The organism is Actinomycetota bacterium (assembly GCA_018333515.1).
GTDB lineage: Bacteria > Actinomycetota > Aquicultoria > Aquicultorales > Aquicultoraceae > Aquicultor.
This window is the reverse complement of sequence record JAGXSZ010000010.1, coordinates 12814-29627: the sequence shown is the minus strand read 5'-3', so window position 1 is coordinate 29627 and position 16814 is coordinate 12814. Positions and strand designations below refer to the sequence as shown.

General features: G+C 52.3%; 16 protein-coding genes. 2 read left to right on the top strand and 14 right to left on the bottom strand.

Going from position 1 to position 16814, the window contains the following annotated elements:
* A partial coding sequence (locus KGZ93_02845; protein MBS3908559.1) for a hypothetical protein occupies positions 1 to 224 on the top strand: 224 nt, incomplete at its 5' end.
* A 286-nt stretch (positions 225 to 510) separates the two neighbouring features.
* On the opposite strand, the gene KGZ93_02840 is transcribed toward KGZ93_02845, so the two are convergent.
* The 10 genes from KGZ93_02840 to KGZ93_02795 all read right to left on the bottom strand — a co-directional run bounded on the left by KGZ93_02840 (position 511) and on the right by KGZ93_02795 (position 11505).
* The gene (locus KGZ93_02840) at positions 511 to 696 is read right to left on the bottom strand and encodes a type II toxin-antitoxin system HicA family toxin (protein ID MBS3908558.1); all 186 of its coding nucleotides are present in this window, start codon (positions 694 to 696) and stop codon (positions 511 to 513) included.
* Positions 693 to 917, bottom strand: coding sequence for a type II toxin-antitoxin system HicB family antitoxin (locus KGZ93_02835; GenBank protein ID MBS3908557.1), 225 nt, complete (start codon positions 915 to 917; stop codon positions 693 to 695). The genes KGZ93_02840 and KGZ93_02835 overlap by 4 nt, the downstream gene beginning before the upstream one ends.
* A gap of 327 nt (positions 918 to 1244) precedes the next feature.
* Complete coding sequence (locus tag KGZ93_02830) at positions 1245 to 1937, bottom strand: response regulator (protein MBS3908556.1); 693 nt, start codon at positions 1935 to 1937, stop codon at positions 1245 to 1247.
* Positions 1927 to 4653 (bottom strand): sensor histidine kinase KdpD, encoded by a 2727-nt coding sequence (locus tag KGZ93_02825; GenBank protein MBS3908555.1) that lies wholly within the window; start codon positions 4651 to 4653, stop codon positions 1927 to 1929. Before KGZ93_02825 ends, KGZ93_02830 begins: the two co-directional genes overlap by 11 nt.
* Positions 4654 to 4680: 27 nt before the next feature.
* Complete coding sequence (gene kdpC, locus KGZ93_02820; GenBank protein ID MBS3908554.1) at positions 4681 to 5259, bottom strand: potassium-transporting ATPase subunit KdpC; 579 nt, start codon at positions 5257 to 5259, stop codon at positions 4681 to 4683.
* A gap of 28 nt (positions 5260 to 5287) precedes the next feature.
* On the bottom strand, positions 5288 to 7354 hold the full coding sequence (gene kdpB, locus KGZ93_02815) for a potassium-transporting ATPase subunit KdpB (GenBank protein MBS3908553.1): 2067 nt from the start codon (positions 7352 to 7354) through the stop codon (positions 5288 to 5290).
* A gap of 34 nt (positions 7355 to 7388) precedes the next feature.
* Positions 7389 to 9095, bottom strand: coding sequence for a potassium-transporting ATPase subunit KdpA (kdpA, locus tag KGZ93_02810; GenBank protein MBS3908552.1), 1707 nt, complete (start codon positions 9093 to 9095; stop codon positions 7389 to 7391).
* Positions 9095 to 9187: a potassium-transporting ATPase subunit F gene (locus tag KGZ93_02805; GenBank protein MBS3908551.1), complete on the bottom strand. Its 93-nt coding sequence runs from the start codon at positions 9185 to 9187 to the stop codon at positions 9095 to 9097. The genes kdpA and KGZ93_02805 overlap by 1 nt, the downstream gene beginning before the upstream one ends.
* Before the next feature lie 542 nt (positions 9188 to 9729).
* Entirely contained in the window at positions 9730 to 10884 is a 1155-nt protein-coding gene (locus tag KGZ93_02800; protein ID MBS3908550.1) for a D-alanyl-D-alanine carboxypeptidase, read from the bottom strand.
* Positions 10885 to 10974: 90 nt separating this feature from the next.
* A complete protein-coding gene (locus tag KGZ93_02795) occupies positions 10975 to 11505 on the bottom strand; it encodes a macro domain-containing protein (protein ID MBS3908549.1) in 531 nt (176 codons plus the stop codon).
* A 270-nt stretch (positions 11506 to 11775) separates the two neighbouring features.
* Between KGZ93_02795 and KGZ93_02790 the strand changes: the two genes are divergently transcribed.
* On the top strand, positions 11776 to 12084 hold the full coding sequence (locus KGZ93_02790; GenBank protein ID MBS3908548.1) for an STAS domain-containing protein: 309 nt from the start codon (positions 11776 to 11778) through the stop codon (positions 12082 to 12084).
* Between the two features lie 47 nt (positions 12085 to 12131).
* On the opposite strand, the gene KGZ93_02785 is transcribed toward KGZ93_02790, so the two are convergent.
* From KGZ93_02785 to KGZ93_02770, 4 genes are all read right to left on the bottom strand, one after another.
* The gene (locus tag KGZ93_02785; protein MBS3908547.1) at positions 12132 to 12563 is read right to left on the bottom strand and encodes an ACT domain-containing protein; all 432 of its coding nucleotides are present in this window, start codon (positions 12561 to 12563) and stop codon (positions 12132 to 12134) included.
* A 133-nt stretch (positions 12564 to 12696) separates the two neighbouring features.
* Entirely contained in the window at positions 12697 to 13992 is a 1296-nt protein-coding gene (locus KGZ93_02780) for a phenylacetate--CoA ligase (protein MBS3908546.1), read from the bottom strand.
* Between the two features lie 152 nt (positions 13993 to 14144).
* Positions 14145 to 16016: a VanW family protein gene (locus KGZ93_02775; GenBank protein MBS3908545.1), complete on the bottom strand. Its 1872-nt coding sequence runs from the start codon at positions 16014 to 16016 to the stop codon at positions 14145 to 14147.
* Positions 16017 to 16104: 88 nt separating this feature from the next.
* Complete coding sequence (locus KGZ93_02770; GenBank protein ID MBS3908544.1) at positions 16105 to 16809, bottom strand: DUF881 domain-containing protein; 705 nt, start codon at positions 16807 to 16809, stop codon at positions 16105 to 16107.
* Positions 16810 to 16814: the final 5 nt, after the last annotated feature.

Below are 16814 nucleotides of genomic sequence, written 5' to 3'. Positions count from 1 at the left end.
AAGATGAGTTTGGTATGCTCGCACGCTGGGCAGAAGGCCGGTCTTGCATATCCGACATTCTCTCCCAGATCGACATAGCTCTCGACAGATTCGTTCCAAGGAAATACGATAGTCATGTCTCACATCGAAAGGCTCTCCCGTCCCGCAAAGACAAAGGAGGGCCTTTCTCTTTCTTCAGATTTTGTGATAAGAGGATAGCAGAAAACCGGTTGAGTGGTTGCTAAGGAATGTGGCCGAGGAAGGGGTAGTTTACGTTAAATATTGTGGCCGGTGACAGATTGGTTGCCATAACACATCACCTCACACATATTCTTACACATCGGCTCACACATTATCAAGGGGGCTTTTGGGTTTCTCAAAGTGCTTTCCGAATATGCATTCATGCCAACGTAAATAAATGCCTCACAACCGTAATTCCTCCTGGTTATATTCGCATTTGCCCGAATCCGTAAGAAATTCTTAGGATTATTGCTTAGGTGCTCTGGGTTGATCGCTATTTGCACCTTTTTGTTATGGCTTGGGTATTCCAAGGTCTTTGCAGATTTTGGCGACAAGATAATCGTCGATTTCTTTGTGGCGCGGAACAGTTGAGGACTTCTTCTCGATGCGGTTTACGTAAACGGTGTGGTTTGCGCCCTCACGCAGGAAAACGCATCCGTTCTTCTCGAAATAGCGGATTAGATCTTTACGTTTCAAGCTATGATTTCCCCAAATTCCCGTCTTATTATTTCGGTTCCCTCCAGCTCTTCTTCTGCCATTTGCCGATTCGCCTCAAGAACAAGCTGAACGGCTTCTACTAAATTCTCTTCTGCTTCCTCTAACGTTTTTCCTTGAGTGTTTGCTCCAGGGAGTTCTTCAACATAACCGACGTAACCGTATGGGGATTTTTTGAAAACCGCTGTTAATTTCTCATGCATTTTATCACCTACCCTTTTTATTATTATGCCACAAGATAATTAGACTACAAAATTTACCATGCGCCTCTACCCATAGCTACAGGCAGTACAGTACCCAACCTTACGAGATATCGCTCTACAAAGCCGTAAATACGCATCCCCGGATCAGGTTCGAACTGCCATAAACATCTAGTCTGTCATTTACTTCTAAGGCACCATATTGGTGGATTACGGATCTTCTTGCCTGGATGACCGGTTTCAACAAAATCATCAGTCAAGGAAGCATAGTGTGATCTGTGAGTGTCGTTTCAGAATGGCTTAAGGCGATGATGCTCACAGATTACAACTCTAATCTTTTCCAACTAAGCGATAACCAACGCCGGGTTCGGTTAAGATATATTTTGGCTGGGTGGGGTCGGGCTCGATTTTCTTTCTTAGCTGTCCGATATAGATGCGCAGGTAGTGAGTCTCTTTTTGGTATTCCTTTCCCCAAATCCTGCATAAAAGCTGCTTATGTGTTAGCACACGGCCTGCATACATAGCCAGGTTCTTTAAGATATCATACTCTGTCGGCGTTAACTTAACCTCTTTACCCTTAAGCGCAACAAGACGATGCGCAAGATCAACTGTAAGATCGCCTAAAACTATGACCGGTTCATCTTCGGTTTTGGCTGCATGGCGCAGGGCGACGCGAATGCGAGCCAACAACTCTCCCATACTAAAGGGCTTCGTTACGTAATCATCAGCACCTGAATCGAGAGCTTTGATCTTCTCTTCCTCATGTTCCTGAACGGTTAGCATGATTACCGGCACTTGCGACCATTCTCTAATTCGCTCAAGTAAGGTTAATCCATTTAAGTCGGGCAAGCCAATATCGAGGATAATCAAATCGGAATGAAACGTAGCCGCCTGCCTCAGGCCGTCGTGCCCCGAAGATGCCTCGCCGATCTGATAATCATGCCCTTCCAGAGCTACGCGAAGCAGGCGTCTGATTTGCTCTTCGTCGTCGATGATGAGAATACGGGCACCTTTAGCAGGCACGATCTACACCTTCTTTGACGACGGGCTCTTTTATCGTTGGCTGTTTTTCGATCGGCAGAGTAAACGTAAACACGCTGCCGCCTTCTGGCGCTGCATCAACCCAGATGCGACCGCCGTGAACTTCGATAAGGCCCTTACAGATGGAAAGACCAAGCCCGGTACCACTGACATGCTCGGGCGAATACAGTCGATAAAACTTATCAAACACCCTATCCCTGTCCTCTTCTGCAATGCCGGGGCCACGATCTGCTATCGACACCTGAATAGTTTCGTCTGCTTTGCGTGCCGCAACTGATATCTGGCTGCCTGCCGGCGAGTATTTGGCTGCATTATATAAGAGATTTACGATCACTTGCTCAATCAATGAAAAGTCGGCCCGCACCAATGGCAACTCAGCCGGGATATCGATGCGTATAGGACGGTTTTTCAATGCATCCCCGACTTTTCGGAGCGCAACGCCGATCATGTCTTGTATATCACACCAGTCTTTATTCGGCTTCAGCATACCGCTCTCCAGTCGCGCCGTATCGAGTAAATTTCCAATCATATGGTTCATTCTGAGCGCTCCATCTTTAATGGATGAAACCAGCGCCTGCCTGGCCTCTACGTCGTATACGCCCTCTTCCTCGAGGCTCGTTATCGCCCCCGTGATTGAAGCTAACGGCGTGCGCAAATCATGCGAGACGGAGTTGAATAATGCGGTGCGAAGCCTTTCAGATTCAACTACACTACTTGCCAGCCGCGCTTCTTCAGTCAACCGAAGCCGCATAATGGCCAGCGATGCTAGGCCCGCAAACCCTTCGAGAAGCCTGCGCTGTGCCGGCAAGGCCATCCTCTCAGGTTCAACCGGCAGAATACCCAGTGCGCCAAGCTTTGTTTGCTCGCTTTTCAGCGGTACATACAAGCCCTCAGCGCCCGCTAAAGTCTCAGAGCCCTTTCCGGCAAACTGACCGTTCTCAAACACCCAATACGCTACCGCCCTCTCTCGCTCGTCATCCAGCTTTTCGGCCCCTGGAGTTGCGGCCAGAATCTTAAGACTGCCCGTGTTATCAGGCATGTAAATAACGGCGCTGGTACCGAGAGCATCATAGACCGCTTTCACAACGGTGTCTAGTAACTTTTTCATGTCCGTCTCGGCAGCCATCTGCCGGCTTAAGGCATAGAGAATAGCCGTCCTCTCTTCGCGCCTGCGCGCTCGTTCGGCTTGTTCACGAAGTCTGCCGGCCAAAGTTCCGGTTATAAGGGCGTCTATAAGAAAGACCGCAAAAACTACTAGGTATCGCAGATCCGCAACAACAAACGTAAATACCGGCGGTATGAAAGCAAAATTGAACGCCAGAACAGCGACGATAGAAACGAAGACAGCTGGTGAACGCCCATACCTAGCCGCTATATACAGCACTGGCAGCAAGTAGAAGAGCGCCATGTTTGTGATATCAAACAGCGATGGTACATATGGTTGCGCTAGCTTTGTTATGACAGTGAGCACCGCAATAATAAGAAATGTCTCAACATACGGCCGTATATCAATTTTTCGCTCTACAACAACAGAACGAGCCATTCCTCGACGAGCCGCTTCCCTGGACTTAGCCGCGCCCGGTATTACATACACACTCATTCCCTGGCTTCCCCTGATGACCTGATCGACCACAGAGATACGCCACAAGACGCTGATTGGTTTATGCAACGGTTGTCCTATGACAATTTGCGTCACGTTCTTACGCCTGGCGAGTGCAAGAATCTCTTCTGCCACATTATTTCCTGTTATGGCGATTACTTGCGCACCAAGCTCTTCTGCAAGTCTTAGATTGCGCGACAACTGGTCGCTTGCAGCCTGGCTCATATGTTGTCCAGGTATTTCGACATAGGTGGCGATCCATGGCGCCCGCAGCCCTGCTGCTAATCTCGCTGCCGATCGCGCTACCTGCGCTGAAAAAGGGCTGGGGCTAAGAGCGGCAACCACTGCCTCCCTAACGGGCCAGGGTCCTGCAATGGCATGCTCTTCCCTATATCGATCGAGTTGTCTGTCTACCTCTTGCGCCGCATAACGCAGGGTAAGTTCCCTGAGGGCATTGATGTTACCCGGGCGGAAAAACTTCTCTATCGCCCGTGTGGCCTGCTCTGGGATGTATACTTTTCCTTCTTGAAGTCTTTTGATGAGTTCATCAGCGGAAATATCGATAAGCCTGATCTCGTCGGCTTGCTCAAGAAGCTTGTCGGGCACAGTCTCGCGAACCGGGATCTGCGTGATCTGCGTAACGATGTCGTTCAAGCTCTCGACATGCTGGATATTTAACGTCGTGTAGACGTTAATGCCGGCCGCTAATAGCTCTTCAACGTCTTGAAATCGCCGGGCATGGCGTGAGCCTGGGATGTTCGTGTGTGCGAGTTCATCGACGAGCACCAGGGATGTATGGCGCTTAAGGATCGCGTCGATATCCATCTCTTTGAAGGTTTTACCCCTGTATTCGAGGTCGCGCCCCGGAATTCTCGGCAGCCCCTCAAGCAAGGCTTCAGTTTCACGGCGCCCGTGTGTCTCCACCCAGCCGATAACCAGGTCGACACCCTCTGCCAAGCGCTCCTGTGCAGCCTCCAGCATTGCAAACGTCTTACCGACGCCCGCTACGGGTCCCAAAAATATGGTAAGTTTGCCGCGTGCCGCTCGCTCAATTCTTGCTAATAGCTCTTCAGGGCTCGGCCTTTTACCGGCCTCCATTGCTAGTCAATCCTTTCGGGGATGGCATTATCGCGAAATCTCATCGAGATCCCGGTTTAATCGTAGCACATTAACTCTTGGCTCACCCAAGAAGCCGAATTGACGTCCTTCGATATTGGCATCTATAATCTCTCGAACCCTCGACTCCGTCAAATTTCTCGCATTCGCAACACGCGTCACCTGCAACTCAGCCGCTGCCGGGCTTATATGCGGATCAAGTCCGCTGGCGGAAGCCGTGACTAGATCAGGAGGTAGTTTAGCATTGCTGGGCAGGCCGTTATCAGAGCGCAGCTCTGTTGCACGTCTTGCTATCTCATCCAGAAGTGTTTTGTTGGTTGGGCCGAGGTTCGATCCTGACGAAGCGCCGGCGTCATAGCCACCTTCGCCGGTGGCTGATGGCCTGCCGTGGAAATAGCCAGGGCTCGTGAACTGTTGCCCGATAATCTCTGAGCCGACCAGCATGCCTTGCTGGTAGATCAACGATCCACCTGCTTGTTTTGGAAAAATAACCTGGGCCAGCCCGGTTACCACGAGCGGATAGAGTATGCCGACCAAAACGGTCATGGTAATCAGTATCACCGAAGCTGTAACTATTCTTTTCACCATCAGGCGCACGCTTCCTTTTTCATCATGTCTAGATAATCCCCAGCGTTACCAGCACAATATCGATCAGCTTTATTCCGATAAACGGGACGATCAGTCCGCCAACGCCATAGATGAGAATATTGCGCCGCAAAATAGCGTTTGCGCTAAGAGGAAGATACTTAATGCCGCGTAAGGCCAACGGTACAAGTGCAATTATAATGAGAGCGTTAAAAATTACCGCGGATAGTATGGCGCTTTCCGGTGTGGCGAGCCTCATGATATTAAAGACCTCAAGCTGTGGATAGGTTGATACGAACAGCGCCGGTATTATAGCAAAGTACTTTGCGACATCGTTAGCTACGCTAAAGGTTGTGAGCGCCCCGCGCGTCATCAAGAGCTGCTTGCCGATCTCTACCACCTCAAGAAGCTTGGTGGGGTTGCTTTCAAGATCGACCATGTTACCAGCCTCTTTGGCGGCTTGCGTCCCGCTATGCATGGCGACCCCAACATCGGCTTGAGCTAGAGCAGGTGCATCGTTAGTGCCATCACCGGTCATAGCTACCAGATGCCCTTGTGCTTGGTAATCACGAATATACCTTAATTTAACCTCTGGCTTTGCTTCGGCCAAGAAGTCGTCCACGCCCGCCTCGGCAGAGATTGCCGCCGCCGTCAGGGGATTGTCGCCGGTAACCATGATCGTTTTGATGCCGGCCTGGCGAAGCTCTGCAAACCGCTCCCGCATGCCGCCTTTGATCACGTCTTTCAAATACACCACGCCAAGCACTTTGGGGCCCTCTGCCACAACTAAAGGTGTCCCGCCGGCTTTGGCTACATTTTCAACGCCAAGTCTTACCTCGGGCGCATACGCTCCGCCCTGAGACGTCACGTAATCTTCAATGGCATCAGCTGCCCCTTTGCGAATCTCTCTCCCCTGAAGATTTACGCCACTCATCCTTGTGTGTGCGCTAAACGGCACAAATGTTGCGCCAAGCGCGTGAAGGTCGCGCTCGCGTATCTGGAATCTGTTCTTCGCCAGCACCACAATGCTTCGCCCTTCTGGTGTGTCATCGGCAATTGACGCTATCTGGGCGGCATCTGCAAGCGCCTCTTCGAGTATGCCGGGCGCCGGAATAAACTCTGTCGCCATGCGATTTCCTAAGGTAATGGTGCCCGTCTTATCGAGCAGTAGCACATCGACATCGCCGGCAGCCTCAACGGCCCGGCCCGACATCGCAAGCACGTTGTGCTTGAGTAAGCGGTCCATACCGGCAATGCCGATAGCGCTGAGCAATCCGCCGATCGTGGTCGGGATTAAGCATACAAGGAGAGCGATGAGAATCGGCACCGACACCAGAGCGCCAGAATAGATCGCATAAGGCTCTAGCGTCGCCACGGCCAATAAGAAGATTATGGTGAGACCCAAGAGCAGAATGGTAAGGGCGATTTCGTTCGGTGTTTTTTGCCTGCGAGCACCTTCCACCAGGCTTATCATCCGGTCCAGGAATGTCTCGCCCGGGTCGGCGGCGATGCGAACCTTTATCCAGTCTGACAAAACCCTGGTTCCGCCAATAACGTTGTTTAACCCCTCGCCGGATTCCCTAATGACCGGAGCCGATTCACCGGTTACCGCGCTTTCATCAACCGAGGCGATGCCATCGATAACCTGCCCGTCTCCGGGAACATAGTCCCCTGCTTCTACGAGCACAATATCGTCTCTTCGAAGGTTGGCTGCCGGCACTTGCTGAGTTTCTCCGTCAACGAACTTTTTCGCTATGGTCTCGCTTCGCGAGCGTCTGAGTTCAGCCGCCTGCGCCTTGCCCCGGCCTTCGGCAACCGCCTCTGCAAAGTTGGCGAAGACAACAGTCAACCACAACCATATCGCGATCTGTATCGTGAACCCCAAACCTGCCGTTGCTCCGATCGCCAGATCACGCACAACAAAAAACGTCGTCAACAGGGCGCCGATCTCAACGACAAACATTACGGGGTTGCGAAGCTGCGTTCTTGGACTTAGCTTCGTAAACGCATCCCTGATCGCGGGAACCATAATTTCCGGCCTGAACGTGCCTGTTGGCTTATGGGTGCCGTGATACGCCTCTGGTTCTCGTGAAAGCATATATAAGTACCTCTACTGTTAGAATCTTTTCCTGTTAGTACATTTTTCCGGCTAGCATCTGGAATTGCTCAACGAGCGGCCCAAGCGCTAACGCCGGGAAGAACGTCAGCGCCCCGATAATCAAAACCACTCCAGCCAGCAGCCCCGTAAATAGTAGCCCGGTAGTCTGAAAGGTGCCGGGCCCCGCTTGCAATACCTTTTTTTCCACCATACTGCCCGCAATAGCCAGCACCGGCAAAATCACACCGAATCTTCCAATGAGCATTACAAGCCCAAGCGCTATAGTGTAGAAGGGAGTGTTTACCGTTAGGCCGGCAAAGGCGCTCCCATTATTGCCGCCCGCTGATGAAAACGCATAAAGAATCTCGCTCAAGCCATGCGGACCTGGGTTTAAGATGGAACTTGTCCCCGCTTTTATAAGGACGGCAAGGGCGCTCCCTAGCAAGACTGCCGCCGAGGGAATTAACACAGCTAGCACCGCCATTTTAATCTCCCACGACTCGATCTTCTTGCCGAGATACTCGGGAGTTCTGCCAACCATAAGACCGACGATAAACACCGTGAGAATGACAAAAACAAGCATTCCGTAGAGACCGGCGCCAACGCCGCCGAATATCACCTCACCGAGCATGATGTTAAGCATAGGAACGAGTCCGCCTAACGGTGTGAAGCTATCGTGCATCGAGTTGACCGAACCGTTTGATGCTGCTGTAGTTGCAGTCGCCCATAGGGCAGAATTAGCGATGCCAAATCGAACCTCCTTACCCTCCATAGCCGTAGGCTCGCTTATGCCAAGTTCGGCAATCTGGGGATTTCCGTAATGCTCGCTTGTATACGTTACCCCTAGGCCGATCGTAAACAAGAGAAGCATAGCCCCCAGGATCACATACCCCTGGCGTAAATCACCTACCATGCGACCAAAGGTAAAGGTTAGAGCGGCGGGAATCAAAAGGATGGCTAACAACTCGAAAAAGTTGCTTAAAGGCGTCGGGTTCTCAAACGGATGCGCGGAGTTTGCATTGAAAAACCCTCCCCCGTTGGTACCAAGCTGCTTAATTGCCTCCTGTGAGGCGACAGGACCCATTGCAATAGTTTGCCTGGCGCCCTCCAGTGTCGTTGCCGTTTGATAGGAGCTAAAATTCTGGATTACCCCTTGAGACACCAGGAAGATGGAAAACACCAAAGATAACGGTATAAATACCCAGAGAACGCTTCTCGTGAGATCGAACCAGAAGTTACCGATGTTTTGGGCTGTTTTTCGGGTAAGCCCCCGTATTAAAGCGATAACGACCGCTATTCCGGTTGCGGCCGATACAAAATTCTGAACCGTTAACGCCACCATCTGCGTAGAATAGCTCATAGTCGTCTCGCCGCCGTACGCCTGCCAGTTTGTGTTGGTCATGAAGCTAACTGCGGCATTAAATGCCACGTATGGATTGACCGCGCCGAAACGCTGCGGATTCAGCGGTAATACCCCTTGCAGCAATTGGATTACGAAGACTGCGATAAAACCGAGGGCATTAAATACTAACAAGGACAGCGCGTATTCCTTCCAGCCCATTTCCTGGGCGGGATCGATTCTCGCTATCCGGTAGATGAACGCCTCGAGAGGTTCAAGAAGTGGATCAAGAAACGTCCGCTCCCGACCAAAGACCCTGGCCATATAGAATCCCATTGGAGCAGCAAGAAGCAGAACAACACCGATATATACGGCCATCTGAAGTACATCTGTGTTTACCATTAGAGCTCCTCCGCCTTCATCAAGGCGTTGACTAAATAGACAAGGAGCGCTATCGCTATGATTCCGCCTAATACCAAATCAAACATGGTCAACCTCCGCTATGGAGTACTCTCAACGCTTACGCCTGTTGGCTAACTGCCGTAATACAATCACTAACACGAGGAAGACGATTAAGCCCCACAAAAGTATGCGAATCATGAGCCCGTACCTCAACCTCTTTTTAAGTAATACGGGCTTAACACTGAATGTATACCCGTCATTAGCTGAAGCATTCCATCGCTGTTCATCTTACCCTTGGTAGATATCAATTAGATGTTAAGAATAATTGCCGAAGCGTAAATATTTCGTAAAGTTAATGAAGGGGCGTGCTCCCCAAGGAATGTTATGGTGGGACAGGCACAACTATTCGGTATAGCTCTAAGGATTAGGGGTCGTTGTTACAGATTCTCAAGATTCTTTACCTTAAAGTAGCCCCACAAAGGGAGCAAGATGTGCCCCCTCTCCCTTGAGGGGAGAGGGCTGGGGTGAGGGTGAAGAGAGTCGGATGAGGGTAAGAGATGTGGGTATCACCCTCCCCGCATCGGGTTCGAAACCCTCACAAACCCCAGACACAACCACCACCCCAAAACCGCTCCTAAAAGATGCTCTTCCAAAGCCGGTCGAGGTAGAAGCGGGCTATTTTGGTGAAGCGGGGTTTTTCGATTGAGCGCTCGGCGATGAGTTTGGTTGACGCGACCTCACGTCCGGCCTGGTTGACCTTGATTTTGCCGAGGACTTGGCCTTTAGTGATGGGATAATCGATATCGCGTTTGAGCGATATGGTGGTCGATGTCTCTAATGAGCGCCTGACGTTTCCTTCGACATCGTCTTTCGCGACTAGATCCAGCTCATCGCCGTATTTTAGCGCTACCATCCTGTGTTTGTGCCCTTTGGTGATGAGCTTTTTCTTCTCATATAGGCTGAAACCATAGTCGAGCACTTGCTGCGACTCATTGAAGAGTCGCTTATATGAACCGGACCCCAAGACAACGGCGATTACCGAGACGGTGTCGGTCTCGGCCGAGGAGACGAGGCAGTATCCGGCTTCGCTTATATAACCCGTCTTGATGCCCGTCGCGAGCGGGTATAACCCAAGCAGTTTGTTTCTATTCTCGACTACCGTGAGTTTCTTCGGGTCGGAGCGGTTGAGCTTCCATTCCGTGGTTGAGACTATAGTCTTGAAGTCTTCGTTTTTCAGGCCATAGCGCGCTATCTTGGCGAGGTCTCGCGCGGTCGTATATTGCGTCTTGTCGGAGAGCCCGTGCGGGTTCGCATAGTGTGTGCTGAAGGCGCCGATGCGCGTGGCCTTGGTATTCATAAGGTCGATAAACTTGCCGACGTCTCCGCCGATGTGGTCGGCAATGACGAGCGCGGAATCATTTGCCGAGCTAAGCATAAGGGCGTAGAGGAGGTCTTTGAGCGCTAATCGCTCACCGACCGATAACTTTATCCCGTATGGCCCGGCAGCCGCTACCTCTTCGCCGACGGTTATGGTATCGTCCATCTCCTCGCGCTCCAGCGCGAGGATGGCGGTCATCATCTTGGCCGTGCTGGCGGCGGCGCGTTTTTCGTCGGCGTTTTTTTCCCAGAGGACCTCGCCGGTCTTTTCATCGATGAGTATCGCCGCCGGCGCCTTTATCTTAAGGGATGGAGCGGTAGTGTCGGTCGCGGCAAACGCCGCACTTTGAAACGAGGCGGCGACCACTAGAGTTATGGCTAGAATGAGCGTCTTAATTGCTGTTCGATTCATACTTCGCACCTGATAAAACTGTTTCTTCTAGGATAACACGAGTTTAGCGACGAGAATGATTGGTTTTAGCGGCTCTACGATTTATCCGCTTTATTTGAGGTCTTTGTCGGCGCGTTGGACGAATTCGCTGTAGGCCTCGTAACCGAAGGGCACGAAAACGACCTTCTCAAGCGTTTTACCACCGCTCGCCGCATGCTCTTTTAATACCCTGAACATAATTTTGGCGCATTCCATCACGGGGAACCCGCCGACGCCGGTCCCAAGCGCCGGGATTGCGATACTTTTTACTCCCAAGTCCTGGGCGAGATTTAGCGTGGCCCGGATCGCGCTCTCGATTTTTTCTCCATCGGTCACCCGGTCTATCCCCATGACCGCCGCGTGGATCACATACTTTGCCTTTAACGCTCCGGCTGAAGTCTCGATGGCGGAGCCGACATCTATCGGGCCTTTTTCTACCGCTTCTTTCTCGATGGAGACGCCGCCCTTTCGCTTTATAGCCCCGGCCACGCCCGATTCCATATAGAGTTCGCTGTTGGCGGCATTGACTACCGCCTCGACATCGATTTCGGTAATATCGCCTTGCTCTATGATGATTTCAACGTCGCCAAACCTGTAATCCATTGCAACCTCCGTTCGGCTCTCGCCAATTCGCAAACCGTCCCCCCGTAAATGTAATATCTTAAATCTCATATATACAACACATATTGAGCTTAAGGCAAGTACTCTTTTCGCCGGCAACGCTGCCGCATCCCATAGAGCGCTTGTTAATTGTTTAACGGATGCGTTTAACCGATGCCGATGCGGGGGTATAACTCTCAATGCGTACCCGTTTAATCGACTTTATCCAGTCCGGCCAATATCGAGTCTAGGCGAAGCAATCGGAGAAACTTTGTGCAAACGTCAGACAGTTTCAGCAGCCAGGTCATCAGGCTCGATTCCGAGCTTCTCGTCAGTCTCCATGGCGACCTCGACGCGTATTCGATATCGGAGATACAAAAACAGATATGGGGCCGGCTGGAGCCCGAGATTACTAAAGTGACCTTCGATTGTGACTGGGTCCAGTACGTCGATAGCGCTTTCCTCCAGTTCCTATCGCGGATAGCCGGCCAGGTCGAAACCGTCCAAATAATCAACGCGAGCAGAACCCTTAGAAAGAGCCTTGAAATGACCGGGCTTAATCGTCTGTTGAAGCTCGATTGAATTGAGCGCGCCGGCCCCGCCGGAGTGCCGCTGCCGGCGCGGCGCTACTATAGCGCGCTAAGCTCGGCCTCGCTCAATATCTTTAGGTTCGCTTTCCTCATGACCTCGATTGCTCTCTCGGAATCCTCGACCCGCATGATATCTATCGCCGCGTTTCGGTTTTTGTCGACGAAGCAGTAGAGATATTCGACGTTCATGCCGTTGTCGTCGAGGACCGAGAGGATCCTCGATAGCGAGCCGGGCTCATCCGGGACTTCAACCGCGACCACCTCGTTTACTTTGACCGTGAAGTTGTTAGCTTTAAGAACATCAAGCGCTTTTTGCGAATCATCGACTATCAAACGCAATATTCCAAAATCCGACGTGTCCGCAATAAAAAGAGTACGGATGTTTATCCCGTTCTCACCGAGCACCCTCGTTACGTCGGCCAACCGTCCTTTTTTGTTCTCCAGAAACACTGAAAGTTGTGTCGCTTTCACCCCTGTACCTCCCCTAATATTTACGGCCGCTCAGGGCTCGCGAAGCTTCATTCGAGATACGATTCCGCGTCGCCCCACATATTCCAAGCCGCCATCATTATCTACTCCGCGGGCCGGCTGCTTTACTGTTTAGCTAGAGCCGCCGGTTGTCTATGACCCTTACGGCTTTGCCTTCGCTCCGCTGAATGGTCTTCGGCTCGACGAGTTTTACCGTAACGGATACGTTGAGCAAGCTCTCCATCTCGCGTTTTATTTTCTTCTCGAACGCTTCCAAGTGCCTCACCTCATCAGAGAAGAACTTTTCGTCTACTTCGACACGGACCTCCATGATGTCGAGCCGGCCGACGCGGTTGACGATTATCTGATAGTGGGGCTGGGTACCTTCTATATCCATGAGTACACTCTCGATTTGCGATGGGAAGACGTTGACCCCCCTGATAATGAGCATGTCGTCGGTCCTGCCGGTCACCCTGTCCATCCGCACAAGGGTACGGCCGCACGCGCAGCGCTCGTAGTTTATCGCCGATATATCGCGAGTGCGGTACCTGATAATCGGTATCGCCTCTTTGGTGATGGTCGTAAAGACGAGTTCGCCCCGCTCTCCCTCGGGCATGCGCTCGCCGGTATCCGGGTCGATTACCTCTACGATGAAGTGGTCCTCGCCGATATGGAGGCCGTTTTTCTCGGGGCATTCATAGGCGACACCGGGGCCCATGACTTCGCTGAGGCCGTAGATGTCGATGGCAAGAATGTTAAGCCGCGCTTCCAGGTCTTGCCGCATACTGTTCGACCAGGGCTCGGCGCCGAAGACGCCGGCTTTTAACTTAAGGTTTTTCTTGGCGCCCGTCTCCTCGGCGACCTCCGCCAGAAAGAGCGCGTAAGAGGGTGTGCAGGCGAGTATGGTGCAGCCGAAATCCTCCATTATGGTTATCTGGCGCTTGGTATTGCCGCCCGAAATCGGAACTATGGAAGCGCCTACGCGCTCCGTGCCGTAATGGATACCGAGGCCGCCGGTGAAGAGGCCGTAACCGTAAGCGTTGTGGACAACATCGTCCGCTGTTGTGCCGGCGGATGACAAAGTCCTCGCCATCAATTCGGCCCAGGTATCGATGTCGGTGGCGGTGTAGCCGACTACCGTGGACTTCCCGGTCGTCCCCGAAGACGCGTGGAGCCTGACGATGTCTTTCTTTGGCACTGCGAACATACCGAACGGGTAGTTATCTCTAAGGTCTGCCTTCAAAGTAAACGGAAATTTCTCGAGGTCATCCAGGGTATTCAAGGAATTCGGGCTCAGCCCGTGCTCATCGAAGCGCTTCTTATACATAGGTACGTTCTCATAAACCCGCTTGACCGTTTGGCGCAACCGCGCGAGCTGCAGCTCTTCGAGTTTCCCCCGCGGCATTGTTTCGGCTTCTTTGTTCCAGATCATCACGTGCTCCCTCACAGATTTATTTTTTTAAACAGCGACCAGCCAAAGCGCTGGTCGTCCCCCCTGTAATTATTTATACATAATAGCGAATATATCCCGCTGTCGCCAGGCGGTTTGCGCTGATGAGGCTCAAGTTTGGCCGCTTCGGGTCGCTATTCAACCGCCGGCTGAGCCGGAACGGGCCGTCGCGGCTCCGAGGTCTGTGCTGGGGACCGCGTCGTAGACGGTGTCGAGGGCTGCGCTTTTTCGGGCTGCGGCGTTACGGCCGCTTCTTTCGTGCCCACTCTTATCACCGCGGTTTTCGGCTTATAGCGGCTGAAAAACTTTTCCTCTTTGACGACCTTACCGTCGATTTTTGTTATCCTCTTGACCGTAATGTCACGCCCAGGGGCGCCGCGATCTTTGACTTTGGTAACACCTTTTGCCAAAGTCGCATCGTCCTCGTACTCTGTCGGAAACGGCTTAAAGTTGCTCGGTGCGCTCGTCGTATATGCGACTTCGACACCCCGGCTCGTGCTATAGAAATTTATGGTCAACGCGCTCGACGTCGCGTTGACCTTTATCAGCATATAGAATTTGGTGCTATTCTTGAATTTGAAGTCGGGGCCGCCGTATGAGACAGTGGCGTCGCGCCCGGTCGGGTACTGGCTAATGAAAAGGCTGTGGTTGTTCCGTTCGACCACCTCGTATCCCCCAAAAAAGACCGCGTTAAAGAGTGTTGTGGTGACCTGGCATACACCGCCGCCTAGCGATGGCCGTAGCTCGCCGTTGATAATCGCGGGCGCCTCTTTATAGCCCTTGCTCGCTGTTCGAGGGCCGATATTGCCGTTGAACGAGAACGTCTCATCGGGAGCCAATATCATCCCGTCGAGTTCCGCTGCGAGCGTCTTGATATTGTGCACCCGGGATGTCTGGGACGCGTTGTAGCGCGTTGTATAGCTTGAGACTTTCTCTTTAATTCCCATGTTCTTCGCGTCGTCGGTCGTGAGCGCCGGCTCCACTATCTCGGTCGCAAGCATCACCTGCCGGTTATCGCCGGTCTTGCTCGCTTCGAGCATCCCCTCGATCGCCCTCTCTGTGTCGACCTTGACTCCGTTTTCGCTCGGAACGATCGTAACGGTATCCTCGACTATCTCAAAGTAGGCGTCTTTCGGCTCGCTCGCTATATTTGCGGTCAGCTTTTCAATATCGAGCGCGGCCTTATCGCCGTCGAAATCGACATCGAGGCTCCAGACCACGCCCGCCCGAACTTTCCTAAACGATATCCAGTCGATGATTTGCTCTTCGCTTATGATCCAATTATCCTGCTTGTATGTCAGCCCCAGCGGCCCGTCTATCATCCGCGCGACCGTGTTTTTCGTTTCAGCGAGCACTTCCTCGTGTATCTCCGGCTTCCGCGTTTTTACCGGAACGAGAACGCTCTGTTTCTTGGGGTCCCCGAAGGCGGTCAGAAGCCGCGGCTCCAGAACGTTGCGTACCACCGTCAAGCCGTTCTTGCTGTTTGTAATGACTACTTTTCCCTCGACTATCTTTATCTCGGCGTCTTGGGCGGCCCGATCTACCTCTTTGGCCACCTTATCGACAAACGCGTTGAATTTAGCATCCTCGTTGTTGAAGACGGGCGTCGGCGCCCTCTTGTCGAACCACAGGCTCACGCGGGTCCGCGTATCTTTAAGAAAACTGCCGCTGCGGCCCAATGCGAAGGCTTTCTTTACCGTTGCGTCGACGTCTACTTCGACCCCGAGTTCAGCCGGTGTAGCGACCCATTTCTTGTCGGCATAGGCCACGTTGACTTCTCGTCCCTCGAGTTCCTTCGCTAGTTCGCGTATACTCTCGGCGGCGGCTTCTTTTGTCTGGCCGTCCAGGGGCAGACCGCCCACACTCACATTCCGGTGGATTTTATTGGCGTATAGCGCCGCGTCGGCAATCCCAAGCCCGAGCACCAATACGATGATTAGCACAACCGCTATGAGACTTCTCCTGAGCCAAGTTACTTCAAGCGCCTGTTTCAATTTCTCTTTCACTTTAATTCCTCTACTCCGCTGCGTGCTCGACCGACTCTCTCCAACGTGCTTCGAGTACCGCTAAACCACTCGACCCCGGGCGCCGACACTACTTGTTGCCCGCCTGTTTTGCCGAAGCCGCATTTATCTTAATCTCAGTATCTTTCGTTATATACAAAGATACGCCCGTGAGCGAACTAAGCTTATCGCGAATCCCTCCGGGGATTACAAGCGCATCGTGTATCACCTCGGGGTTTCCAATCGCCAACACCTCATACGGGGCCGCTATCCGCTTCTGGTTTATTGCTATGACCCCTTCCGTCTCCGATATGCCGGTCGCGGCGACGATTCGTATCCCGTTAATAGATATCGCTTCCGCGCCGCCGACGCGCAGTTCGGTAACGATGTCGACCATATCGTAAGCCCTGAGCGTCGCATCTTCGTCGGTAACGAGCGCCTTGATTCCGGGTCCATAAACCTTCGTCATGCCGGCTATGATTTTGAGGTTATTCAGGTTTTTCGAGGATTCCGTCATCACCTCGGCGCTGTTATTGCTCGCCTGCTCGATTTTGAACAACTGAAGGCGCAAATCGGCCGCCTCGACCCTGAGCGTATTTATCTCGCCATCGAGTTTGCTCACGATTTGCGTCAGGTCGGATTCCGTCGCGTTTTGCAGCGATTGTGTCGCCGATTGGTGGACACGCAGCTGGGTCACGATTAATATGCCGAGCAACATAGTTACCGCCGCAATCGCTATCTGAGTCCTTTTTGCCTGGTTATTTAGTGCTGTGATAAAGCTTCGAAAATATTTCAACGCCC

Coding starts and splice junctions, on each gene's coding strand:
- KGZ93_02835 (MBS3908557.1), bottom strand. CDS start 917: ATGCATGAGAAATTAACAGCGGTTTTCAAAAAATCCCCATACGGTTAC.
- KGZ93_02825 (MBS3908555.1), bottom strand. CDS start 4,653: ATGGAGGCCGGTAAAAGGCCGAGCCCTGAAGAGCTATTAGCAAGAATT.
- kdpC (MBS3908554.1), bottom strand. CDS start 5,259: ATGGTGAAAAGAATAGTTACAGCTTCGGTGATACTGATTACCATGACC.
- kdpB (MBS3908553.1), bottom strand. CDS start 7,354: ATGCTTTCACGAGAACCAGAGGCGTATCACGGCACCCATAAGCCAACA.
- kdpA (MBS3908552.1), bottom strand. CDS start 9,095: ATGGTAAACACAGATGTACTTCAGATGGCCGTATATATCGGTGTTGTT.
- KGZ93_02800 (MBS3908550.1), bottom strand. CDS start 10,884: ATGAATCGAACAGCAATTAAGACGCTCATTCTAGCCATAACTCTAGTG.
- KGZ93_02795 (MBS3908549.1), bottom strand. CDS start 11,505: ATGGATTACAGGTTTGGCGACGTTGAAATCATCATAGAGCAAGGCGAT.
- KGZ93_02780 (MBS3908546.1), bottom strand. CDS start 13,992: ATGATCTGGAACAAAGAAGCCGAAACAATGCCGCGGGGGAAACTCGAA.